The 23,033-nt window shown below is 64.1% G+C and carries 20 protein-coding genes and 1 pseudogene; 14 read left to right on the forward strand and 7 right to left on the reverse strand.

The annotated features are described in order from the left end of the window. Positions 1-17: 17 nt before the first annotated feature. Complete coding sequence (locus tag AC5RU3_RS02305; protein ID WP_493964774.1) at positions 18-584, forward strand: maleylpyruvate isomerase family mycothiol-dependent enzyme; 567 nt, start codon at positions 18-20, stop codon at positions 582-584. 65 nt (positions 585-649) lie between these two features. On the opposite strand, the gene AC5RU3_RS02310 is transcribed toward AC5RU3_RS02305, so the two are convergent. After that, positions 650-1,804: a glutamate--cysteine ligase gene (locus AC5RU3_RS02310; RefSeq protein ID WP_493964775.1), complete on the reverse strand. Its 1,155-nt coding sequence runs from the start codon at positions 1,802-1,804 to the stop codon at positions 650-652. A 222-nt stretch (positions 1,805-2,026) separates the two neighbouring features. Between AC5RU3_RS02310 and AC5RU3_RS02315 the strand changes: the two genes are divergently transcribed. Together AC5RU3_RS02315 and AC5RU3_RS02320 are read left to right on the forward strand one after the other, a co-directional pair. Beyond that, positions 2,027-2,545 carry a DUF421 domain-containing protein gene (locus AC5RU3_RS02315; protein ID WP_493964776.1) on the forward strand — a complete coding sequence of 173 codons (519 nt, stop codon included), beginning with the start codon at positions 2,027-2,029 and terminating at the stop codon, positions 2,543-2,545. Between the two features lie 4 nt (positions 2,546-2,549). Continuing rightward, positions 2,550-3,371, forward strand: coding sequence for a shikimate 5-dehydrogenase (locus AC5RU3_RS02320; protein ID WP_309072535.1), 822 nt, complete (start codon positions 2,550-2,552; stop codon positions 3,369-3,371). A 3-nt stretch (positions 3,372-3,374) separates the two neighbouring features. Here AC5RU3_RS02320 and AC5RU3_RS02325 read toward each other — a convergent pair whose 3' ends face one another. Continuing rightward, positions 3,375-4,586 (reverse strand): class I SAM-dependent methyltransferase, encoded by a 1,212-nt coding sequence (locus AC5RU3_RS02325; RefSeq protein ID WP_309072536.1) that lies wholly within the window; start codon positions 4,584-4,586, stop codon positions 3,375-3,377. A gap of 79 nt (positions 4,587-4,665) precedes the next feature. On the opposite strand from AC5RU3_RS02325, the pseudogene AC5RU3_RS02330 reads away from it, so the two are divergent. From AC5RU3_RS02330 to guaB, 5 genes and pseudogenes are all read left to right on the forward strand, one after another. Then, a pseudogene (locus AC5RU3_RS02330) lies at positions 4,666-4,865 on the forward strand (hypothetical protein); the annotation flags it as partial. Between the two features lie 130 nt (positions 4,866-4,995). Continuing rightward, positions 4,996-6,402, forward strand: coding sequence for an HNH endonuclease signature motif containing protein (locus AC5RU3_RS02335; protein ID WP_309071551.1), 1,407 nt, complete (start codon positions 4,996-4,998; stop codon positions 6,400-6,402). Between the two features lie 341 nt (positions 6,403-6,743). Beyond that, complete coding sequence (gene groES / locus AC5RU3_RS02340) at positions 6,744-7,040, forward strand: co-chaperone GroES (protein WP_309071550.1); 297 nt, start codon at positions 6,744-6,746, stop codon at positions 7,038-7,040. Positions 7,041-7,129: 89 nt separating this feature from the next. Then, complete coding sequence (gene groL, locus AC5RU3_RS02345) at positions 7,130-8,743, forward strand: chaperonin GroEL (protein WP_309071549.1); 1,614 nt, start codon at positions 7,130-7,132, stop codon at positions 8,741-8,743. 297 nt (positions 8,744-9,040) lie between these two features. Beyond that, the gene (gene guaB / locus AC5RU3_RS02350; RefSeq protein WP_309124278.1) at positions 9,041-10,558 is read left to right on the forward strand and encodes an IMP dehydrogenase; all 1,518 of its coding nucleotides are present in this window, start codon (positions 9,041-9,043) and stop codon (positions 10,556-10,558) included. Between the two features lie 106 nt (positions 10,559-10,664). On the opposite strand, the gene AC5RU3_RS02355 is transcribed toward guaB, so the two are convergent. From AC5RU3_RS02355 to AC5RU3_RS02365, 3 genes are all read right to left on the reverse strand, one after another. Continuing rightward, positions 10,665-11,198: a hypothetical protein gene (locus AC5RU3_RS02355; RefSeq protein ID WP_493964777.1), complete on the reverse strand. Its 534-nt coding sequence runs from the start codon at positions 11,196-11,198 to the stop codon at positions 10,665-10,667. Between the two features lie 83 nt (positions 11,199-11,281). Further along, positions 11,282-11,953: a hypothetical protein gene (locus AC5RU3_RS02360; RefSeq protein WP_493964778.1), complete on the reverse strand. Its 672-nt coding sequence runs from the start codon at positions 11,951-11,953 to the stop codon at positions 11,282-11,284. 51 nt (positions 11,954-12,004) lie between these two features. Next, positions 12,005-12,880, reverse strand: a complete 876-nt coding sequence (locus AC5RU3_RS02365) for a WXG100 family type VII secretion target (protein ID WP_309071545.1) — start codon at positions 12,878-12,880, stop codon at positions 12,005-12,007. Between the two features lie 70 nt (positions 12,881-12,950). On the opposite strand from AC5RU3_RS02365, the gene AC5RU3_RS02370 reads away from it, so the two are divergent. The 3 genes from AC5RU3_RS02370 (at position 12,951) to AC5RU3_RS02380 (ending at position 16,438) form a co-directional block, all read left to right on the forward strand. Beyond that, entirely contained in the window at positions 12,951-14,090 is a 1,140-nt protein-coding gene (locus AC5RU3_RS02370; protein WP_493964779.1) for a GuaB3 family IMP dehydrogenase-related protein, read from the forward strand. Between the two features lie 50 nt (positions 14,091-14,140). Next, positions 14,141-15,865, forward strand: coding sequence for a glycerol-3-phosphate dehydrogenase/oxidase (locus AC5RU3_RS02375; protein WP_309071543.1), 1,725 nt, complete (start codon positions 14,141-14,143; stop codon positions 15,863-15,865). 87 nt (positions 15,866-15,952) lie between these two features. Beyond that, positions 15,953-16,438: a PTS sugar transporter subunit IIA gene (locus AC5RU3_RS02380; protein ID WP_309071542.1), complete on the forward strand. Its 486-nt coding sequence runs from the start codon at positions 15,953-15,955 to the stop codon at positions 16,436-16,438. 19 nt (positions 16,439-16,457) lie between these two features. Here AC5RU3_RS02380 and AC5RU3_RS02385 read toward each other — a convergent pair whose 3' ends face one another. Continuing rightward, entirely contained in the window at positions 16,458-18,218 is a 1,761-nt protein-coding gene (locus tag AC5RU3_RS02385; RefSeq protein ID WP_493965141.1) for an ABC transporter ATP-binding protein, read from the reverse strand. Positions 18,219-18,237: 19 nt separating this feature from the next. After that, positions 18,238-19,956 (reverse strand): ABC transporter transmembrane domain-containing protein, encoded by a 1,719-nt coding sequence (locus AC5RU3_RS02390; protein WP_493964780.1) that lies wholly within the window; start codon positions 19,954-19,956, stop codon positions 18,238-18,240. Between the two features lie 129 nt (positions 19,957-20,085). Here AC5RU3_RS02390 and AC5RU3_RS02395 point away from each other — a divergent pair, with 129 nt between their 5' ends. Genes AC5RU3_RS02395 through guaA form a run of 3 tightly spaced genes read left to right on the forward strand, consistent with a single transcriptional unit; the run spans position 20,086 to position 23,012 of the window. Beyond that, positions 20,086-20,919, forward strand: coding sequence for an SURF1 family protein (locus AC5RU3_RS02395; RefSeq protein WP_309071540.1), 834 nt, complete (start codon positions 20,086-20,088; stop codon positions 20,917-20,919). Further along, complete coding sequence (locus tag AC5RU3_RS02400; RefSeq protein ID WP_309071539.1) at positions 20,916-21,380, forward strand: DUF3817 domain-containing protein; 465 nt, start codon at positions 20,916-20,918, stop codon at positions 21,378-21,380. Before AC5RU3_RS02395 ends, AC5RU3_RS02400 begins: the two co-directional genes overlap by 4 nt. Positions 21,381-21,425: 45 nt before the next feature. After that, positions 21,426-23,012, forward strand: a complete 1,587-nt coding sequence (gene guaA / locus AC5RU3_RS02405) for a glutamine-hydrolyzing GMP synthase (RefSeq protein WP_309071538.1) — start codon at positions 21,426-21,428, stop codon at positions 23,010-23,012. The last annotated feature ends 21 nt before the right edge of the window (positions 23,013-23,033 follow it).

Consider the following 23,033-nt stretch of genomic DNA (forward strand, 5'->3'; position numbering starts at 1 on the left):
CGGTTTACGGTTGGGCCATGACTACCAATTCGGAACTGTTTGGGACAGCGAACGCTCGATTGACGGAGATAGTCGAAGGTGTGGAGGACTGGACGGCATCTTCACCGTGCACGGGCTGGACGGTCCGCGACGTCCTCGACCACCTGATCGACACGGAACGCGACTTCCTCGGACAGCATGAGCTCGACGCTGGCCCGCGGCCTGATACCGCCCAGGAACCTGCCGACGGGTGGCGGACCCACTCGTCACGCGTCCAGGCAATCCTCGATACTCCTGAACTTGCTGAGACCCGGTTCGACGGCTTCTTCGGCCCGACAACGGTGGGAGCGACACTCGCGAGGTTCTACGGATTTGACCTGGTGGTGCACCGCTGGGACATTGCACGCGGTGCGGGGGTTGACAGCAGGTTCACCGATTCGGAGCTCGACCTCATCGAGCAGTCCCTTGAGGGCTTCGGCGAGCACCTCTATATGGAGGGCATCTGCCGGCCGGCGCTTCCTACACCCGCCGACGCGAGCCGGGAGACCCGACTCCTCGCGAGGATGGGACGCGACGCGCAGTGGCGACCGTCCGTCAACGCCTGACCAGCTGCGTTGAGTGAGCAGGACACACCCCTGAAAGGCATCCGTCAGGGGTATGTCCTGTCAACTCATGACGGGGTCGGTCCCTCGCGCAGCTGGCGCACCAGATCCAGTACGACGGCGCTCAGGTCGCCGTTGTTCTCAGCGGCCACGCGGCGCTGGCGCTGGTACCCGGCACCGCGCTTCAGGATCTTCTCGACGTCGGCCAGCTCCTCCGAGCAGCCCAGCTTCGCCGCAACGGGCTCGAGCCGGTTGAGCTCGTCCATCAGGTGTTCGGTGACCAGCAGTTCAGTGCCGGCAGCGTCGAGGATGATGATGGCCTCTAGTCCGTACCGCGCTGCGCGCCACTTGTTCTCCTGCACATGCCACGGAGGCATGGTGGGGATGGATCCGCCGTTGTTGAGGGTGGTGGAGAAGTCGTCAACGAGGCACTGGGTCAAAGCGGCGACGGCGCCGACCTCCTCGAGCGTGGACAGTCCGTCACACACACGCATCTCAATGGTGCCCAGGTTGCCGACCGGGCGGATGTCCCACCGGATTTCGCTCACCGTGTCGATCACTCCCGTGGTGAACATGTCCTGCACATAGGCCTCGTACTCGCTCCAGGTGGGGAACTGGAACGGCAGCCCGGCGGTGGGAAGCTGCTGGAACATGAGGGCACGCTGGGAGGCGTACCCGGTGTCCTCGCCGCCCCAGAAAGGGGACGAAGCGGAAATGGCCTGAAAGTGCGGGAAGTAGTTCACCAGGCCATCGAGCACCGGCAGGACCTTGTCGCGATGATCCAGGCCAACATGGACGTGGACGCCGTAAATCACCATCTGCTGACCCCACCACTGGGTACGATCAATGAGTTTGGCGTAGCGTTCCTTGTCCGTCACCGGCTGGGAACGGGGCGCACTGAAGGGATGAGATCCGGCGGAGAACAGTTCGACACCCATCGGATCCGTTACTTCGCGGACAGCGGCGAGCGAGCGGCTCAGGTCTTCTTTCGCTTCCGCGACGGTATGGCAGATTCCGGTCACGATCTCAACGGTGTTGAGGAGCAGCTCCTGTTTGATGTGCGGGTGTTCGTCGTCGGCCTGCAGTTCAGGGTGCCGCTCGTTGACGCCCCGGAGGACTTCCTTCGCTACTGAAACGAGGTCGCCGTTGTACCGGTCGACGAGTGCGAGTTCCCACTCAACCCCGAGGGTCGACTGCTCGGACTTCGCGAACTCTAACTTCAATGCTGTGCTCCTGACCGGTACCGGACGGTGGGTGATTGCTGCCTCGGTATCGCGCCATCGCGGGTGAGAACTGAGCCCAATAGTAGTGCAGGCGGCCTGTCGAACCCTCGCTGAAGTCTTCCGCGCCACCTAGTGTGAAGAACATGTCTTCGCGAGCTGGTGGGGAAAACCGCCACGGACAGGGCGGCCGCGTGAGCGTTCAGGAACAGGGAAGGAATCGGTATGTGGTTCGATAGCTGGGCTGATATCGGGCGGATACTCCTTATAGGATCGGCTGCCTACGCGCTTCTCGTCGTGGTTCTTCGGGTGTCGGGCAAGAGAACCCTCGGCCAGCTCAATATCTTCGACTTCATCGTCACTGTTGCCTTCGGGTCGACCCTGGCGACCATCCTGCTCAATTCGGATGTCTCGTGGACGGAGGGTGCGTTCGCACTCGCCCTGCTGGCGGGGCTGCAGTTCATGGTGGCTTTCACTTCGTCCCGCCGCCCGGGCTTCAGGGAATCAATCACTTCGCGTCCGGCTCTCCTGTTCAAAGACGGCGAGATACTCGAGGCAGAACTGCGCAGGAACCGTCTGACCAAGTCGGAACTGCTACAGGCAGCGCGCATGCAGGGCAACGGTGACCTCTCACAGATAGCGGCAATCGTGCTTGAGACGAACGGCAAAGTCAGCATCATCTCCACCCAGAAGTATGGGGATGGTTCCGCGTTGGAGAACGTACTGGGGCCGGAGCATAATTGAGCGGGTGCCGATCCTGAACAAAGACATGGTCCTGTGTATCTCCCTCGCAGCGAGGCCGAGCAACATCGGAACCCGGTTCCACAACTGGCTGTATGACGAACTGGGGCTGAACTACATCTACAAAGCGTTCACCACCACTGACCTGCCGGCAGCCATCGGCGGAGTGCGTTCGCTGGGTATCCGCGGCTGCGCCGTATCGATGCCGTTCAAGGAGGACGTTATTCCGCTCGTCGACCGGATGGACCCTTCAGCAACCGCGATTGATTCTGTGAACACCATCGTGAACGATGACGGCGTCCTCACCGCCTACAACACCGACTACCTGGCCGTCGCGGAACTGATCGGACAGCGACGGGAGGTGACGCCGTCGTCGTCTGTTTTGTTGCGCGGATCCGGCGGCATGGCGAAGGCCGTTGCGGCAGCCGTGCGGGATGCCGGCTTCACCAGGGTCACCGTCGTGGCGCGGAACGAGGACGCCGGGCGGAGACTGGCGGAGCTGTACGGCTTCGAGTGGCAGGCAGAGCCCGGCAATACCACGGCAGACCTGCTCATCAACGTGACGCCGCTCGGGATGACCGGTCAGGACGAGGACGTCCAGTCGTTCAGCGATGAAGCGGTGACGGCGGCGTCGCTGGTGTTCGACGTCGTTGCGCTGCCGTCCGAAACACCCCTCATCCGCGCAGCCCGCCGGGCAAACAAGCCGGTGATAACCGGTGCGGAGGTCATTGCGCTGCAGGCAGCCGAGCAGTTTGTGCTCTACACCGGGGTCCGGCCGACGGCTGAGCAGATCCGCCTGGCGGGCGAGTTCTCGCGCCAGCCCGCCTAGAAGTCAGCCCAGAACTGGTTCGACGACGACGGCGACCCTCTCCTCGCCGATCCTCGTCAGCACCAGCGTGGCCTTACGCACGGACTTCCTGGAGCCGGTGAGCAGCTGTTTGCGCAGCTCCTCCGGGGTGACGGAAGTGCCGCGCTTCTTGATGTCCAGGACGCCGATGTCGTTGGCCTTGACCCAGGCTTTCAGGGCCTTCACGTTGTAGGGCATGACGTCCAGGACACGATAGGGCCGGGCAAACGGCGTCTCCACGAGGTTGGGCGCGCAGATGTAGGCGATGTTGGGGTCGACAAGGTGTCCACCGATCTGGCGGGCGACGTCGGCGACCAGCCCGGTGCGGATGATTGCGCCGTCGGGCTCGTAGAGGTACCCCTCAGCGGGGCCGATCGGGGCGTCGTCGTCCGCTCCGAAGTCACTCTCACTCGTGAGTTCAGTCGCGCCGTCGGTACGGATGAGCAGGGCGCTCCGGCGCACGTTGTCGCGGCGGAGGGCGTTGAACCACAGGACCACTTCCGCGACATCGCCGTCCACCGAGACCCACTGCGCTTCGCAGCCGGCAGGAATTGCCTCGTGGGGGATACCCGGGCCGAGCTTCACCCCGACGGGCATACCTGTGTCAGCGAGCGCTTCGACGAAGGACAGCGGCGGGGAGAACGCTTCGGGATCGAACAGGCGCCTGGTGCCGGAGCTGGAAGTGGTCCGCCGGGCGGGATCCAGCCAGACGCCGTCGTACCCCGCGAGGTCTACAGCTGACGCATCGGCATTCAGGACCGTCGCATTGGACCAGGGCAGGAGGTTCATCGTGGCGGCAGCTGCGGTGGTTTCATCGAGCTCGACGGCGGTGACGTCCCGCTCAAGGGTGGCGAGCGCCATCGAGTCGGCACCGATCCCGCAGCCCAGGTCGGCAACCTTCTGCAGCCCGGCGGTCACGTAGCGCTGGGCGTGCCGGGCAGCGACGTTGAGTCGGGTCGCCTGCTCAAGGCCAGCGGGCGTGAACAGCATCCGCGCCGCGAACGGGCCGAACTTGCTCTGTGCCTTGGCACGAAGGCGGGACTGCGTGAGGGCGGCATTGACCACATCAGGGGCATGACCTGCCGCGCGGAGCTGCTCATTGAGGCGGAGACTGTCCGCTTCGGAGTAGGGGCCAAGCGAGTTGAGCAGTTCCCAGCCCTCGGGAGTCAGGACGGGCTCAAGAAGGTTCTGGGTCAAGGTATCGCTTTCCGCTGGGCTTTCGGCTGAAGTTTGGAACGGCCTACGCCGGGTCCTTCAGTTTAGGGCGTCTGTTGACGGCAAGCGGCAGCGCGTGTGGATTGCGATGGCTCTTGCACAGCAGACAGACGTACTGCTCTGACGGAGGACACCATCCGTGCAGTGTTCGGGCTCGACAGCCGGGTGATCATTGATCCCACCTCCGGCGCGCCACTTATGTTGCCGCTCGGCCGCCATCACGGTCGACATACGGCAGAACCGGAGTCGGCCCGGCGGTAACAGTTTCTGCTGCCAGGCAGGGCGGTGACACGGGGGTGCCGCTGCCCGGTCATGTTGCTGGTGATGTCCGGTTTTTCACTCGTTTACACCTTCGAGCGAAAATGTCGGTGGTGGGTGATCAACTTGTTTCATGACTATGAAGGAGCAGTTCCCTCCGGATGCTGATGGTGCGCGGATTGGGCTGACATCGGTGTGGGAGGGTTCCTCGGTGCCGGCTCCTGCCGGTCCGCGTGGACACGTGCATCTCCCGCCGGTGGATTCCTTCGACCTGTCGGGGGCGGTGGATGCGTTGGTTCTGGTCAATGAGTTACAGTCCTGGGCTGAAGCGCAGAAGGTGAAGCTGGTGAACCGGATCCGGGAGCATTACCGGGTGAAGGCCTTGCTGCAGTACGAGGTGAGTGGTGCCGCCGAGGAAGAGGCTTCGTTTCACGCCGCTGAGGAGGTGGGTGCGGCGCTGCGCCTTCCCACCCGAACCGCGAGGGCCCTGGTCGAGTCCAGCGAGCGTCTAGTCCACGCGTATCAGCGCACGTTCATCGGGTTGGAGTCCGGGAAGCTCTCATGGCGCCACGCCGCGACGATCGTGGAGGAATGCGTCGGCGTCCCGTCCGATGCCGTTGCCCGGTTCGAGGAGGAGCTGATCGATACGGCCGAGCACTCCACGGTGGCGAAGCTGACCCGGCAGGCGCGCGGACTGCGGCAGATCTTGCACCGGGAAGCGGCCCCGGAACGTAAATCACGTGCGGAAGCCGAGCGGCGTGTGGTGCTGGAACCTGCCGCTGATGGGATGGCCTGGTTGAGCGCTTACCTGCCCGCCGAGCAGGCCTGCGGGATCTACAACCGGATCGACGCCGGAGCCCGCTTCCTCCAGGACCCGGACGAGGACCGCACCCTCACACAACTACGTGCCGATGTGTTTACCGACCTGCTCACGCATACCTGCGCCAGCGACCCCAGCACCGGGGCGGGCTTCCGTGGCGTGGGTGCCACGGTCCACATCACTGTCCCGGCCCTGGCCGTCCTGAACCAATTACCCGGTGCCGGTAGCGAAGGGCCCGGCTCCGAGACCGCCTACGGGGCTGACCATACTGGGAGTGGTGGCGAATCGGCCTCCGCTGACCAGCGCCTGTACGCGGTCCTGGAAGGCTACGGTCCGATCGACACTGACACCGCAGCCCGTCTCGCCGCCCACGCGCCGTCCTTCACCCGCATCCTGACCCACCCGGAAACAGGAGCGGCGCTATCCATCGGCCGGACCGCGTACCGGCCACCCAAACACCTTCAGGACTGGGTCCGTGTCCGCGACAAAACCTGCCGACACCCCGGCTGCAACCGGGCAGCAACCGCCACCGAGATCGACCACACCATCCCCTGGCACCAGGGAGGGTCAACCACCCACACCAACCTTGCCTGTCTGTGCAGCAAACACCACACGCTCAAAACCAACGAACACTGGCATTACAGGCAACCCGAACCCGGAACCATCATCACCTCCTCGCCAGCCGGCAAAACCTACACCACCCAACCGCCACCCTTCTGAGCCGAGAGCGGTGCCGGCGGTGCCGACCTGTTTCCGGACGGCCTCGGGTGCTTAGGCGCCTGGGGTGCTTGTACAGGGGCCGGTTTCCCAACTTCAGAACGAACGGCTTCAGTGCGAATGGCGCGGCCTGTCGAGTGCGCGGGGCGTCGCGTCGTCGTGCCCGGATTTACACCCCTCTGGCACTCGCCTTGACCGAGTGCTAACCGTTTGCATAAAGTCAGACTTGGCACTCTCGCTATGAGGGTGCTAATCCTTCGAGGATGCGCCAACCGGCACCGCGACGACGGTCAGCGCCTGCTCGATACCCCGATTCATTCAAACCAAGTGAAGGAGAGGTCCGAGTGTCGGTCTCTATCAAGCCTCTTGAAGATCGTATTGTTGTCCGCCCGCTGGAAGGCGAGCAGACCACCGCTTCCGGTCTGGTCATCCCGGACACCGCCAAGGAAAAGCCCCAGGAGGGCGAGGTCGTCGCAGTAGGCCCCGGCCGCGTTGACGACAACGGCAACCGCGTTCCGGTCGACGTTGCTGAAGGCGACGTCGTCATCTACTCCAAGTACGGCGGAACCGAGGTCAAGCACGGCGGCCAGGAGTTCCTGGTTCTCTCCGCTCGCGACGTTCTGGCGATCGTCGTCAAGTAGTTGTGCAGAAGAACCCCGGTCGAATCAGGCCGGGGTTCTTTCCTGTAAGTACACATCCCTGCACACGCCTGAAAGGAACGTAACAAACAATGGCAAAGCAGTTGGAGTTTAACGACGCCGCTCGCCGCTCGCTGGAAGCCGGCGTCGACAAGCTGGCCGACACCGTCAAGGTGACGCTCGGCCCCCGCGGACGCAACGTCGTCCTCGACAAGAAGTGGGGCGCCCCCACCATCACGAACGACGGCGTGACCATCGCCCGTGAGGTTGAGCTGGACGACCCGTACGAAAACCTCGGCGCTCAGCTCGCCAAGGAAGTTGCCACCAAGACCAACGACGTCGCCGGTGACGGTACGACGACGGCCACTGTCCTCGCACAGGCACTGGTCAAGGAAGGCCTGCGCAACGTTGCAGCCGGTGCAGCACCAGGTGCGCTGAAGCGCGGCATTGAAGTTTCCATCGAAGCTGTTGCGGAGCGCCTGCTGGAGAACGCCCGCGAGGTCGTCGGGAAGCAGACCGCAAACGTTGCCGCCATCTCGGCCCAGAGCCAGGAAGTCGGCGACCTGCTCGCCGAAGCGTTCGAGAAGGTCGGCAAGGACGGCGTCATCACGATCGAGGAATCCTCGACCACGCAGACCGAGCTGGTCCTCACCGAAGGTATGCAGTTCGACAAGGGCTTCCTGAGCCCCTACTTCGTCACCGACGCCGAGCGTCAGGAAGCCGTCCTCGAAGACGCACTGATCCTGATCAACTCCGGCAAAATCTCCGCTCTGCAGGAATTCCTGCCGTTGCTGGAGAAGGCGCTGCAGGCCGGTAAGCCGCTGTTCATCATCGCCGAAGACATCGAAGGCGAAGCACTGTCCACCCTCGTGGTCAACAAGATCCGCGGCACTCTGAACGTGGTTGCGGTCAAGGCTCCCGGTTTCGGTGACCGCCGCAAGGCCATGCTCCAGGACATCGCCACCCTCACCGGTGCGCAGGTTGTTTCCCCGGATCTCGGGCTGAAGCTGGACCAGGTCGGCCTCGAGGTGATGGGATCGGCACGCCGTATCACCGTTACCAAGGACAACACCACCATCGTTGACGGTGCCGGCAGCGAGCAGGATGTTGCCGATCGTGTTTCGCAGATCCGCGCCGAGGTTGAGCGCACCGATTCTGACTGGGACCGTGAGAAGCTCCAGGAGCGTCTCGCGAAGCTGGCCGGCGGCGTCGGCGTCATCAAGGTCGGAGCAGCCACCGAGGTTGAGCTCAAGGAAAAGAAGCACCGCATCGAGGACGCAGTGTCCTCAACCCGCGCCGCCCTTGAAGAGGGCATCGTGGCAGGCGGCGGTTCTGCCCTGATCCACGCGTCGAAGGTCCTCGACGAGGACCCGAACGTCCTCAAGCTTGAGGGCGATGCGGCAACCGCCGTCGGTCTCGTCCGCCGCGCTCTCGTCCAGCCGCTGCGCTGGATCGCCGAGAACGCGGGCTTCGAAGGTTACGTTGTCATCGACAAGGTCAGCCAGCTCGAGGTCGGCCACGGCTTCAATGCCGTCTCCGGAGAGTACGAGAACCTGGTCGACGCCGGCATCATTGACCCGGTCAAGGTCACCCGCTCCGCACTGCGCAACGCAGCGTCAATCGCCGCGCTGGTCCTCACCACCGAAACACTGGTGGTCGAGAAGCCGGCCGACGACGAAGAGCACGGTCACGGCCACAGCCACTAGCTGCAACTGCAACTGTGCCCCTGCGACGCCCCGGTCCCTCGGACCGGGGCGTCGTTGTCTTCATCACCGACGCCAGCGTCAGTGAATTTGATCACTCGATAGGGCGCCGAAAAGCCGGTGACACCCGGGATCACCAACTTTGCGTGCTGTGCCCGGCGGGCACAGGCTTGATGAAAGCGCGGTGGTCGAATCGCCCGGAATAGGGAGCGCCGTCCGTTCGTTACGATAGAACCCGCACAACCGGCGGATCGAAGCCGGTGGTCCCGTCCTCCACATCCCCCTGAAAGAGGCGCCGCGTTGAGCGAACAGTCGACTCCCCATGATCCCTTTGGCTTCGTCGGCCTGACCTACGACGACGTCCTTCTGCTGCCCGGCCACACCGACGTCATCCCGTCGGAAGCCGACACCAGCTCTCGGGTGTCCAAGCGCATCATCGTTCAGACCCCGCTGCTGTCCTCCGCCATGGACACGGTGACCGAAGCCCGCATGGCCGTGGCAATGGCGCGTCAGGGTGGCCTCGGTGTCATCCACCGCAACCTTTCGATCGCCGACCAGGCCGAGCAGGTTGACCGCGTGAAGCGCAGCGAGTCCGGCATGATCACCAACCCGGTCACCATCGGCCCCGACGCAACCCTCCGCGAGCTCGATGACCTGTGCGGTCACTACCGCGTGTCCGGACTCCCAGTGGTCGACGGCCAGGGCAAGCTTCTCGGCATCGTCACCAACCGCGACACCCGCTTCGTGTCCGAATCGGAATTCCCCCACCGTCTGGTCCGTGAAGTGATGACCCCGATGCCGCTGGTTACCGGCCACGTCGGCATCAGTGGCGAGGACGCTATCGGCCTCCTTGGCAAGAACAAGATCGAGAAACTGCCGCTGGTCGACGACGACGGCGTCCTCCGGGGCCTCATCACCGTCAAGGACTTCACCAAGGCGGAGCAGTATCCGCTGTCAACCAAGGACGACGAAGGCCGCCTCCGCGTCGGAGCAGCCATCGGCTTCTTCGGTGACGGTTGGGAGCGCGCCATGACACTGGTCGACGCCGGTGTGGATGCGCTCTTCGTGGACACCGCCAACGGTCACAGCGCCGGCGTGCTGGAGATGATCGCCCGGCTGAAGGCAGAGAAGTCCGCCGCGCATGTCGACATCATCGGCGGCCAGGCTGCCACCCGCGAAGGCGCCCAGGCACTGATCGACGCCGGTGCCGACGGCATCAAGGTGGGCGTTGGTCCCGGATCCATCTGCACCACCCGTGTTGTGGCGGGTGTCGGCGTTCCTCAGGTCACGGCCATTTACGAGTCGGCGAAGGCCGCCATTCCTGCCGGTGTACCCCTGATCGCCGACGGCGGTCTCCAATACTCGGGCGACATCGGGAAGGCACTGGTCGCCGGTGCTGACACCGTGATGCTCGGCTCCCTCCTCGCGGGTTCGGCCGAGGCACCGGGTGAGCTGATCTTCGTCAACGGCAAGCAGTACAAGACCTACCGCGGCATGGGCTCCCTGGGTGCAATGCAGACCCGCGGCAAGAACACCTCGTACTCCAAGGACCGCTACTCGCAGGGCGATGTGATCGGCGATGACAAGCTCATTCCCGAAGGCGTCGAAGGCCGCGTGGCCTACCGCGGGCCGCTGTCGTCGGTTGCGCACCAGTTGGTTGGCGGCCTCCGTCAGACCATGTTCTACACGGGCGCACGCACCATTCCTGAGCTGAAGGCCAAGGGCAAGTTCGTGCGGATCACTTCGGCTGGTCTGAAGGAGTCACACCCGCACGACATCCAGATGACGGTGGAAGCACCTAACTACGGCTCCAAGTAGCCCCCGAGCACGCAAAAGCGCCGGTGCCGTGCAGGATCGTGGAATTAGTTCCACGAACCTGCACGGAACCGGCGCTTTTGTCTTCCCTGGAGCGCTTGACGTGCTCCTACAGCGGTCCGAACTGCAGGCTGCCGCCCTGGCCTTCGTGCGTCAGGGCCAATTCCTCCAACGACTGCCTCAGCTCGGGTTCACTTTCGATCCGGGTGCGGAAGAGACGCGTTGCATTCTCGATGTGCCATGCGGGAATGAGGAGGGTCCCGGCAAAGAATGCGATGACGAAGAATACGCCGATAACGGCGCCGGCAACGGAACCCGGACTGAGGCTCGCTTCCCCGGAGAGTCCGAGCGCCACCATGATCCCGCACGAGCCGAGGGCCACCAGAGCAACTCCCGTCCAGGCACCACTCATCCTACGCGGAGCCCTCGACGACGCCGGGTGGCCGGACGAAGGGACCTTCCTGCTCCGCCGACGGGCCTTAAGTACCGCTGCAATGGCGCCGGTGATCAGGGCACCCGCAACGGCGTAGGGAACAGCGTACGGTGCGGCGAAGGCAGATATCACTGCAATCAGAGCCAGCCATGCGCACCAGAAGTACATCATGAGGCAGGTTGCCCGGCTCTGTGCATCATTGAGCGCCATGCGCCTCAGGATGCTTGTGGTGCCCTGCCCGGAGGAACTGAGTTGGGGTGACATCCAATACTCAAGGGGACGCGAATACTGGTTCACGCCGAGCCTTCCGTAGGGCGGTCCAGATCCAGTGCTTCCTCGAACAGTTTCAGCGCATCGGACTTGCTGACTTCGCGCTGGGTGGCTTCGTCACCTTCACCTGTAGCCAGATGCCATGCGCCCGATTCATCGACCAGCAGGTTCGCTGTCCTGGGTTCGACACCCAGGCCATGGTGCTTGATCTGTGCGGCCACCGGACGGGGTTGAGGGCGACCGTTCGCCTCCGAACCAGGGCCTGAGTTGCGCAGGTAGTGCGCTGCTGCGTCGACCCCGAACTTCAGGACAGGATGATCGTTCTTCAGCGGGGTGAATCCGTGCGTGCCGTTTCCGTTCACGTTCGCCACGAAGACACCTCCCGCGGAGGCGACGACGAACATCACGTGATTGCCGTTGGGGGTCAGCAGGGCGATCTCGAGCCACTCGCCGGCGGTAGCCATGACGGCCGCAATGAATTCCGCTGGTCCCGAAACGACGAGGTCATCACCGTTCATCTGGGCCAAACCCCGCACCAGGAGCGTCGTCATGCCGGCTTTGGTCAGCTGCTCGTTGTCCGCCTGGGGAGTGAGTCGGAAGATGTCGCGACTCAGCGTGATCGACTCGCCCTCATTGAAGGCCAGGAGGGCGAGGATCTCGTGTTCCGTCAGCTGCAGTGAATCCGTGGTGGTCAATGCTCTCTCCGGGATCGATGGGGTTTGGGCAGGGTTCTCTTCACGACGCTACTATCCGAAGGCCCAGTTCCATGCATCTTCGGCTCCCTCCGCGAGGGCGTCCGCGCCATCGGAGATGACGTCGCCCGCATCGGATGCAAAGTCGGTAATTCTTTCGGTGACCGGCACGTCCCCGGACAGGAACTGCGCACCGGCCCACACAAGCGAGGCCGCTGCGAAGAAGGGAGCCGCGGGGGTGGGTGTGAGGCTGCCCGCAGCGAGGATGGTGGTGATGGCGCCATCCGCGACTACATGGCCGTCTCCCGACTGGATGCCCTGATAGGCCTGTCCCAGACCGGTCAGGATACTCAGTCCGCCGGCGAACTTGCCCGCGAGGTTCAAGGCGTTGAGAGTCTGGGTTCCGCGCAGGTATCCCACGCCGGCCGCGGTGCCGAAGTCGTCCGTCAGCAGACCGGCACGGTACATCGCGTTCAGGAGGCGCTCCGAGGAGAAGCCGCCGGCAGAGGTGACCCAGTTCGCGATCTGGAACGGCGGCCATGCGCCCAGATCGCCCACCGCGTTCCCGAACAGGTCGAGAAGATTCTCATTCCCGGAGCCTTCGGTACTGCCGCCGTCCGCGCTCGCGCGTGTCCCGTCAAAGCCGCCGGCACCGCCGCCCTCGTCACTCGCCGCTTCCTGATCGTCCGCCTGGCCCATCAGTGCACGGGACTGCGTTTCGAGCATCGCCGCAGCCTGATGCAGTTGCACCCGGAAGCTGGAATGCCACTGCGAACGGAAGCGATCCGCGTCGCCGCCCTGCCACGGGACACCGTTCAGTGCCGCCGTGATGGTTTGGTCGGCGGAGGTGATCGTGTGGCCGAAATTCCCCATGGACTGGGCGAGGCTGCGCAACTGTTCCGGGTTCGCGCCGAGCGTCTCACTTGTCATGTTCTGACTGTAAGCACCAATGCCAATCCGCGGCGATGGGCAGGTCTCCCCGCTGGGATAACCTAGACCGGTGACTTACGAGATTGAGATCGGCCGAAGCAAGCGCGGACGCAGGGCGTATTCCCTCGATGACATTGCAGTGGTCCCGTCCCGCCGGACCCGCGACCCGCTGGACGTCACGGTGCAGTGGCAGATCGATGCCTATCAGTTCGAGATGCCGGTCATCGCGGCTCCGATGGACTCCGTGATGTCGCCGTCCACCGCCATCACCATGGGCGAGCTCGGCGGCCTTGGCGTACTCAACCTCGAGGGCCTCTGGACCCGCTATGAGGATCCGGAGCCCGTGCTGGAAGAGATCGCCTCGCTCTCCACGGAAAGCTTCAGTCCCTCTGCAACCCGCCGCATGCAGGAATTGTATGAGGCGCCCATCCAGGCCGAACTGATCACCAGTCGCCTGGCCGAGATCCGCGAAGCCGGCGTCACGGTCGCAGGGTCCCTGACCCCGCAGCGTACGCAGGAGTTCTACAAGACGGTCCTGGCTGCCGGGGTCGACATCTTCGTCATCCGCGGCACCACAGTGTCCGCCGAACACGTCTCCAAGAATGATGAACCGCTCAACCTCAAGCAGTTCATCTACGAACTCGATGTCCCGGTGATCGTCGGCGGGGCCGCCGGTTACACACCGGCGCTGCACCTCATGCGCACCGGTGCAGCAGGCGTGCTGGTCGGCTTCGGCGGAGGAGCGACGACGACGACGCGGCGCGCCCTGGGCATCCACTCGCCCCTTGCCTCGGCCATCTCCGACGTCGCAGCCGCCCGCCGCGACTACCTTGACGAATCAGGCGGCCGGTACGTCCACGTCATCGCAGACGGTGGAATGGGAGCAAGCGGCGACATCATCAAGGCCATCGCAGTTGGCGCGGACGCCGTCATGCTCGGCTCTGCATTGGCGCGGGCCGAGGAAGCCCCCGGAAAAGGTTGGCATTGGGGGCAGGAAGCGCATCACAGCGAACTTCCCCGGGGCGATCGGGTCAACGTCGGCACCGTCGGGCCGCTCAAGGAAGTGCTGTGGGGGCCCTCGCATCACACTGACGGCTCGTCGAACATGATCGGTGCGCTGCGCCGCGCAATGGCCACCACCGGGTATTCAGACCTCAAGGAGTTCCAGCGGGTGGAGGTCGTGCTGTCGCCCTACCTTTCGAACGGCTAATTGCCTAAAGTTGGGGAACCAATCCGCAACAACGAAGGTGGATAACGGCCATGACCAGAGGTGCACTCAGCCCGCAGCAGCGCGAAGAATCTCTCGCCGCGCTGAAGTCCACGACCCAACCCGGCAAGGAACTGGACATCCTGATCGTGGGAGGCGGCGTCGTCGGCGTCGGCTCCGCCCTCGATGCAGTGACGCGGGGCCTCGATGTAGGGATTGTCGAGGCCCGGGACTGGGCAGCAGGCACATCCTCTCGGTCTTCAAAGCTGATCCATGGCGGGTTACGCTACCTCGAAATGCTCGATTTCGCCCTGGTTCAGGAGGCGCTGAAGGAACGCGGGCTGCTGATCCAGCGAATCGCACCGCACCTGGTCCGCCCCGTGCCTTTCCTGTACCCGTTGACCAAGCGTTTCATCGAGCGTCCGTACGTCGGGGCGGGCATCATCCTCTACGACACCATGGGCATGACGTCCGGCAACTCGCGCGGTGTCCCCATGCACAAGCACCTCACCCGCAGGGGAACGCTTCGGGCCGCGCCAAGCCTCAAGGATGACGCTATGGTCGGCTCCATCCGCTACTACGATGCTCAGGTCGACGACGCACGCTACGTGGTCAACATGATGCGCACCGCCGCGTCGTACGGAGCGAAGGCCGCGAACCGGGTCTCGGTCGAAAACTTCCTTCGGGAAGGCGAGCGCGTGGTCGGAGCACGCGTCAAGGACCAGGAGACCGGCGAGGAATTCGACATCCGCGCCAAGCAGATAGTCAATGCGACGGGCGTCTGGACCGACGAGACACAGGCCATGGTCACCGACCGCGGTCAACTGAAGGTCCGGGCGTCCAAGGGCATCCACCTCGTGGTGCCGCGGGATCGCTTTCAGTCGACCGTCGGACTCATCCTCCGCACCGAGAAATCGGTCCTGTTCGTCATCCCCTGGGGACGGCACTGGATCATCGGCACCACTGACACCGACTGGGACCTGGACAAGGCGCATCCGGCAGCATCGTCGTCGGACATCGACTACATCCTCGAACATGTCAACCGGGTGCTCAAGCGGCCGCTGACGCGGGAGGACGTCGAAGGCGTCTATGCCGGCCTGCGTCCGCTCCTCGCAGGGGAGAACGACTCCACTGCCAAGCTTTCCCGCGAACACGTGGTCGCGCACCCGGTGCCGGGCCTGGTGGTGGTAGCCGGCGGCAAGTGGACCACGTACCGGGTCATGGCGAAGGACGCAGTGGATGAAGCATCGCGCGCCCTCGACGAGCGGGTCCCTGACAGTTGCACCGAGACAGTTCCCCTGCTGGGGGCTGAGGGGTACAAGGCAGCCTGGAACAAGCGGGCACGGATGGCCGAAGAAGCCGGTGTCCACGTAGCGCGCGTCGAGCATCTACTGCAGCGGTACGGAACTGACGCTCACCATGTGCTCTCACTCATCAGGGAGAACCCGACACTCGCCGAGCCGCTGCCTGGAGCCGATGACTATCTCGGCGCCGAGGTGGTCTTCGCGACCACCTATGAGGACGCCCGCCACGTCGACGATGTTCTGACCCGCCGAACCCGCATCTCGATCGAATCCTGGGACCGCGGCGTATCAGCGGCCCCCGTTGTCGCCGACCTCATGGCGCCCCACCTGAACTGGAGTGAAGCGCAAATCGACCGCGAGGTTAAGCACTACCTCGCACGGGTCGAAGCCGAGAGGCTGAGCCAGCAGCAGCCCGACGACGTCTCAGCCGACAGCGCACGCATGGGAGTCGAGGACATCGTGCCGCTAAGCTAGTACCCGGATCGGCGCGCCGGTCAGGCACTGGCGTCGGGCGCATCCGTCCTGACGTAAAGTTCCCGAATTTCCCGTGAGAGGCCGGTTGTGACACCCCTCGACCTGCATGACGCCGAATTGACCACACCGGAGATGGTGATCCTCGACATGGTGGCGGAGGATAAGGCCGACGCCGCTGCCCAGTTGGCTGCCCGCTTGCATGCGTGCGGGCGGATTTCAGACCTTGAGGCCTTCCTCGCGCAGGTCAACTCGCGCGAGCACCAGATGGCCACGGGGCTGCCCGGCGGCATCGGCATGCCGCACGCCAGAAGCGATTACGTGAACCAGACCTCGATCGCAGTGGGTGTCACCCGCTACGGACACAGCCTTGATTTCGGAGCGATCGACGGACCGGCAACCCTGATCCTCCTGATCGCCACACCGGCAGGGTCCTTCTCGGAGCATCTGGAGGTGCTCGCCACGCTGGCGCGGTCCCTGTTCAAGGAGAACTTCCGCGAATCGCTCCGCAGGGCGCACGACGCCGAAGTGATCAGTGAGCTCATCAACTCCTCTCTGGTGTTCTTCGACCACTGATCAATCCGGAACTATGGCGCTATTCAGTTCGCCAGGAACGCCACAAAGCGGCATACGATCCCCCGAGCGCCAACAGCTCGTCATGGGAACCGAGTTCCGTAATGTTGCCGTTTTCCACCACAGCCACGCGGTCGGCGTCGTGAGCGGTGTGGAGACGGTGGGCAATGGCGACGACGGTACGTCCTTCCAGCACCGCGCTGAGCGATCGCTCGAGGTCGCGGGCAGCCTGCGGGTCAATCAAGGACGTTGCCTCATCAAGTACCAGTGTGTGCGGGTCCGCCAGGACCAACCGTGCCAGTGCAACTTCCTGCGCCTGCGCCGGCGTCAGCTCGTAGGCACCGGATCCCACCTCCGTCTCCAGCCCTTCGGGCAAGGCGCGCGCCCAGGACAGGGCACCGACGTCGTCGAGGGCCTTTTCAATCTCGGGTGTTGAGGCGTCGGCCTTCCCGAGCCGGATGTTGTCGGCCAGCGAGCCGACGAACACGTGGTGCTCCTGGGTGACCAGCGCAACCTCGCGGCGCAGTGCATCCAGGGGTCGATCCACCAACGGCACTCCACCCACTGTCACGGACCCTGCCGTGGGCGGATGGATACCGGCGATCAGCCGCCCCAGCGTCGATTTACCGGCTCCTGACGGACCCACCATTGCGAGGCGTTCGCCGCGCCGCAGTGTGAGGTCAACACCGTGCAGAACGTCGTGTCCGGGCCGGTAGGCGTAGCGTGCGCCTGAGACCGTGATGTCCTCTGATTCCGGTTGCTCGCCGGTGGCCGTCCGGTCTGCTGGCACGTTCTTGATGCCGATGATCCGCGCCAATGACGCTGCACCCACCTGGATTTCATCCGTCCACATGATCAACAGATCCACCGGGTCGATGAGGCGAACCGCAAACAGCGCCACGGTTGCCACGGCACCCGGACTCACCACATCATTCGTAGCCAGCCAGCTGCCCCACAGAAGGACACCTGCCACCGGAAGCCAGAAGGCCGTGTCCGCAGCAGGGAAGAGCACCGACCGCAGCCACAGGGTGTATCGCTCCGCTGCGAAACTGCCCGAAAGCGCCTCGTTCATCCTGTCCCGGCGCAGGGCTCCGAGACCGAGCGCATCGACCGTCCGGGCGCCCTCGATCGTTTCCGTGATCGACCCGTTGACAACGGCATAGCTCTCCCGCTCGGCCTTGTAGCCGGCGGAACTGCGCTTGAGGTACCACCTCGTCGCCGGGTAGAGCAGTGGAACGCCGACCAACAGTGCGAGCGACAGCAGGGGAGAAGTCAGGATCGCGGCGGCCAGCGTGATGAAGATGGTCACCACCGAAACCACGACCTGCGGAACGCCGAAACGGACGGTGTGGGAGACCGAGTCGACGTCGTTGGTGGTTCGCGAGACAAGGTCACCGGTGCCGGCCTTCTCCACGGTGGACAGCGGCAGCGAGGTGACCTGCGCCATGAAGTCCTCCCGCAGTTCTGCGAAGACCCTCTCTCCGAAAATCATGCCGGCACGGACTGCGAGCATGCGCAGGAGCGCCTGAATCACCAGGAAACCCAGCATCAGCAACGACATCGATGCGATGAATCCCGAGGTGGTTCCGGCAACCACGGCATCCACCACTTCGCCGAGGATGAACGGCCCAACCAGTCCCGCGGCTGCCGAACCGACATACAGGAGGACAACCTTGGCGAGCCCGCCGCGGTGCTGACGGATGAGGCGCAGGGACTCAGCTTTCACCTCACGGGCGTCGGCGACCGGCAGTTTGTCGGACGCCTCACTGCCCTGATCGGCCATGGGTTCCAATACCTGGGTGTCACTCACTGCGGATCACCACATTCCGGTAGGCGGGGTTCGAGGACATCAGCTCCTGATGTGTTCCTTCAGCTCGGCGGCGGCCATCCTCAAGGAAGACAACGTGGTCCATGGCTCCGAGCATCAACGGGCTGGCAGTGACGACGACGGTGGTTGCGCCACCGGCGCCGCGCGCCCCTCCCAGCCGCTCAGCGATCCGCGATTCGGTGTGTGCATCGACCGCGCTCGTCGGTTCGATCAGCACGAGCGTCTCGGCATCGGTCAGTAGCGCCCTAGCGAGGACCAGGCGCTGTCGCTGTCCGCCGGAGAAGCCTCGACCGCGTTCCGTGACCATGGAGTCCAGGCCTGCATCCAGTCCGTCAAGGATGTCCAGCGCACTTGCCGCCTCCAGGGCCGCGAGGATTTCCGCCTCGCTGTGCCGCCCATGGGGATCGAGTTGGCTGCGCAAGGTTCCGGTGAACAGTTGCGGGTTCGCTTCGCTCACGACGATCCGGCGACGTACCTCATCGAGGGGGATCTCGTGCAGCCCTGCATCACCCCAACGGACCAGTGCTTCCCTCAACACGGCGTCGTCGAAACGGCCCAGCCGCACTGCAAGGTCAGCCGAAGCCGCGGGGTCGGCTGAAACCAGCGCGGTCAGCCTTCCCGGAGTGAGCACAACATCGCTCGAGGTGTCTACAAGGGGAGCGGGCCCGGAGGGAGCGGGGGCTGCGGCGTCGTCAGTGACGTTCGCGTCCACCGAAAGCACGGTGATGATCTTCCGGGCGCCCACAAGCGCGCGGATGGAGTGCGAAACCCCGTCAGCTGCGCTCCTGATGGGCGTCATCAGGAATATCGAGTAGCCGAACAATGCGACCAACTGTCCCGGCTCAATCGCACCGTTCAGGACCAGGGTGGCACCTACCCAGGTGAACACCACACTGAAGGCGCCGGCGATGAATACCTGCGAGGCTTCGAGGGTGGCCAGCGAGCCGGCAACCCGGATGCCGGCGTCGCGGGTTTCTGCGGACCGCGTCCGGTATCTGCCGACAAAAATGTGTTCGCCTCCGATCCCTCGCAGTACGCGGAGACCGGCAACCGTATCCGCACCAACGGCGGTCATTTTTCCTGAGGCCTCGCGCTGTTCGCGCTGCCGTGCCTGCAGCGGCCGCACCACGAAGAGCAGCAGCGCGCAGCACACCGGAACTCCGATGAGCACAACAACGGCCAGCGTCACCGAGCTCAAAGCGATCAGCGCACAAACCACAAGCCAGGACACGAGCGCTCCTGCGAGCCGGGCGGCTACATAGAAGATTTCGCCGAGCCGCATCGCATCCGATGCCGCCGTCGACACCACCTCCCCGGTGGAAAGCCGCTGCGGAAGCGCATCCCCGGTGCGGGTGATCTTGTACCCCACGAGACGGATCGACTTGAAGGCGGCCTGCATCCAATTGCTGATTGCAGCGCGGTGCGCGAGCATGCCGGCGAAGGCCTGGCCGATCGTCAGCGCTACCAGGATGCTCGCCCACAGGAACAACGCGTCCCAGTTCCGCCCGATGATGCCCTGATCGATGGCGCGGCCCAATGCGAAGGGGACCACCGCCTGCGCCACCATCAGGAGCGTTTCCAGTACGACGGCGCCGGCCAGCGTGCCCTTCTGCCTGGACGCAAGCCACACCAGATAGCGGGAGGGTGACCGGAGATTGGGGGGACCCGGGTCTGGGTAGGGATATGAGCGCACGACAGTCCATCGTAGCGACTAATCCTCCGAAGTGATAGATAATTCCCAATCACTTCTGGGAAGTGATACCCATCTCGCTTAGCGGGCCGCAATTCGTTCCGTTTGGACGGCAGCGAGTACCGTTAAGAAGTGTTGAAAACCGCGCTCAAGCCGCGATGGATCCTCTCCCTGGTCCTCGCCATGGCTATCGCCGCGCTTTTCGTACTGCTGAGCCAGTGGCAGTTTTCGCGGTCGCAGGACTCCGCTCCGCCGCCCCCGAGCACCACCGAGGTCGTCCGGCCCCTTACCGAGGTTTTCCAGCCCGGCGTGCCCATGACTGCCGGCATCGCAGACCAGATGGTCCGCATGGAAGGCACTTTCCTGCCGGACACCCGGGTGCTGGTGCAGACCAGGTTGCAGGGAGACCGCGACGGTTTGTGGGTGGTCTCTGCGTTCGAAGTAGACGGTTCCGGAGAGCCGGCCGCCGTGATTCCGGTGGTCCATGGCTGGATCCCCGATCCGGACTCGTCCTCCCAGGTTCCGGAAAGCGTCGGCGCGGGCATTGTCGAGGGACGGTTACTTCCTTCAGAGGCACCGGTGGTCCAGCGTCCTGTTCCCGGTCAGGTTCCTACACTGTCTGTCGCGCAACTCATCAATGTGTGGGACGTACCCGTCATGTATTCCGGCTTCGTGGTGTCTTTCGAAACCGCCCTGAACGGCAGCACCGCCCAGCCGGAGGCGCCTCTAGAGGCCGTCCGTGTCGGACCGCAGCCGCAGGAGACGCCGATCAACTGGCTGAACATCTTTTACGCCGTGGAGTGGTTCGTCTTCGCAGGCTTCGCCTTCTTCCTGTGGTGGCGGCTTGTCGCTGACGATCACCGGCGCACGCTGGAAGAGGAACTCGACCGGCACAGCGGCATCGACGACGCCTTTCCCAACGAATCCAGCCAGAACGAACCCACCACCGACGAGGTAAGAACGTGACCGAATCTGCACCCGCGAAGAGTCCGGCCGGCAAGCGCCGTTTCGGAGGAACCCACGCGCAAATCCTCTCAGCGCTCAGCTTCTATAAAGTACTCGCCTACGCCACCGGCGTCATGCTGCTGCTGGTCGTCGTGGAGATGGTGGCCAAGTACGGGTTTGGGGCAGAGATCATCGCCGGAGGATCAGCCGGAGCCCTTGGACTCGTCGAGGAAGCCCAGGTTGACGGCGCGGGCGGCTTCAACCTGTCGACGGCGGTCCTCATCGTCCACGGCTGGCTGTACGTGGTGTACCTCATCGCCGATTTTAGGCTCTGGCAGTTCATGCGCTGGCCGTTCTCCCAGTTCGTCATCATTGCCCTCGGCGGCGTGGTCCCGCTGCTGTCGTTCATCGTCGAGAAGCGCGTCCACCGCCGTGTCGAAGAAGAACTCGCCGCCCACCCCGAAGCAAAGACGAGGTACTGACAAGATGATGTGCAGCCTTACGCCCACTACCACTATTGTTGACGCGTGACTACCCCCGCTTCCGCTCCTGAACATCCGCCCGTACTCGTTGTCGATTACGGCGCGCAGTACGCCCAGTTGATTGCGCGCCGCGTTCGGGAAGCGGATGTCTACTCGGAGATCGTCCCGCACACTCTCAGCACTGAGGAGATGCTGGCACGCAATCCTGTGGCCATCATTCTCTCCGGGGGCCCGTCCAGCGTGTACGCAGAAGATGCTCCCCGCGTGGACCCTGAACTGTTTGACGCCGGTGTGCCTGTCCTCGGTATTTGCTACGGCTTCCAGGCCATGGCGTCTGCGCTCGGCGGTACGGTCGCGAAGACCGGCCTGCGCGAATACGGTTCCACCGACGTCACAGTCGCCAATGGTGCGCGGTCCATCCTCGAGGGGACTCCTGACCACCAGAACGCCTGGATGAGCCACGGTGATTCGGTGCATGAAGCGCCCGCGGGCTTCGAGGTTCTGGCCAGCACGGCAGGAGCGCCGGTCGCGGCATTCGCACATGAAGGCAAGCAGCTGTACGGCGTGCAGTGGCACCCTGAGGTCAAGCACTCCGCCCACGGTCAACAGGTGCTCGAAAACTTCCTGTTCAAAGGAGCGCGCCTTCATCCCAACTGGACCACAGGCGACATCGTCGAGGAACAGGTCGAGCGAATCCGCCAGCAAGTGGGCGATGCCCGGGTGATCTGCGGACTCTCCGGTGGCGTGGACTCGGCTGTTGCGGCGGCTCTGGTTCAGCGCGCGGTCGGTGACCAGCTGACCTGTGTTTTCGTTGACCACGGGCTGCTCCGTGAAGGTGAAGCAGAGCAGGTGGAGCGCGACTTCGTCGCCGCCACCGGTGTCAACCTCTACGTTGCGAACGAGCAGAAGCGCTTCCTCGACGCCCTTGAGGGTGTGGAGGATCCGGAAACCAAGCGCAAAATCATCGGACGCGAATTCATTCGCGCATTCGAAGAGGCTGAGCGCGCCATCATCGCCGACGCTGAGGCGCACGGGGAGAAGATCCGATTCCTCGTTCAGGGCACGCTGTATCCGGATGTCGTCGAATCCGGCGGCGGTGAGGGAGCGGCCAACATCAAGAGCCATCACAACGTCGGCGGGCTCCCGGAAGACCTGCAGTTCGAGCTCGTGGAGCCGCTGCGCACTCTTTTCAAGGACGAGGTCCGTGCCGTCGGCGCGCAGCTCGGCCTCCCGGCGGAGATTGTGGGACGCCAGCCGTTCCCGGGCCCGGGCCTTGGAATTCGCATCGTGGGGTCCGTCAACCAGGAGCGCCTTGAGCTGCTCCGAAAGGCTGACGCCATCGCGCGTGCCGAGCTCACTGCCGCGGGCCTCGATAACGAAGTCTGGCAGATGCCGGTCGTTCTCCTCGCCGACGTACGAAGCGTCGGTGTCCAGGGCGACGGCCGGACCTATGGGCACCCGATTGTGCTCCGTCCGGTGTCCAGCGAGGATGCGATGACCGCGGACTGGTCGCGGCTGCCGTATGAGCTGCTTGCCCGGATCTCCAACCGGATCACCAACGAGGTCGACGGCGTCAACCGCGTTGTCCTCGACGTGACGAGCAAGCCGCCGGGCACCATCGAGTGGGAGTAAGGCCGGCGCCCGCAACGGGCG

The organism is Arthrobacter sp. MDB1-55, from assembly GCF_059092925.1.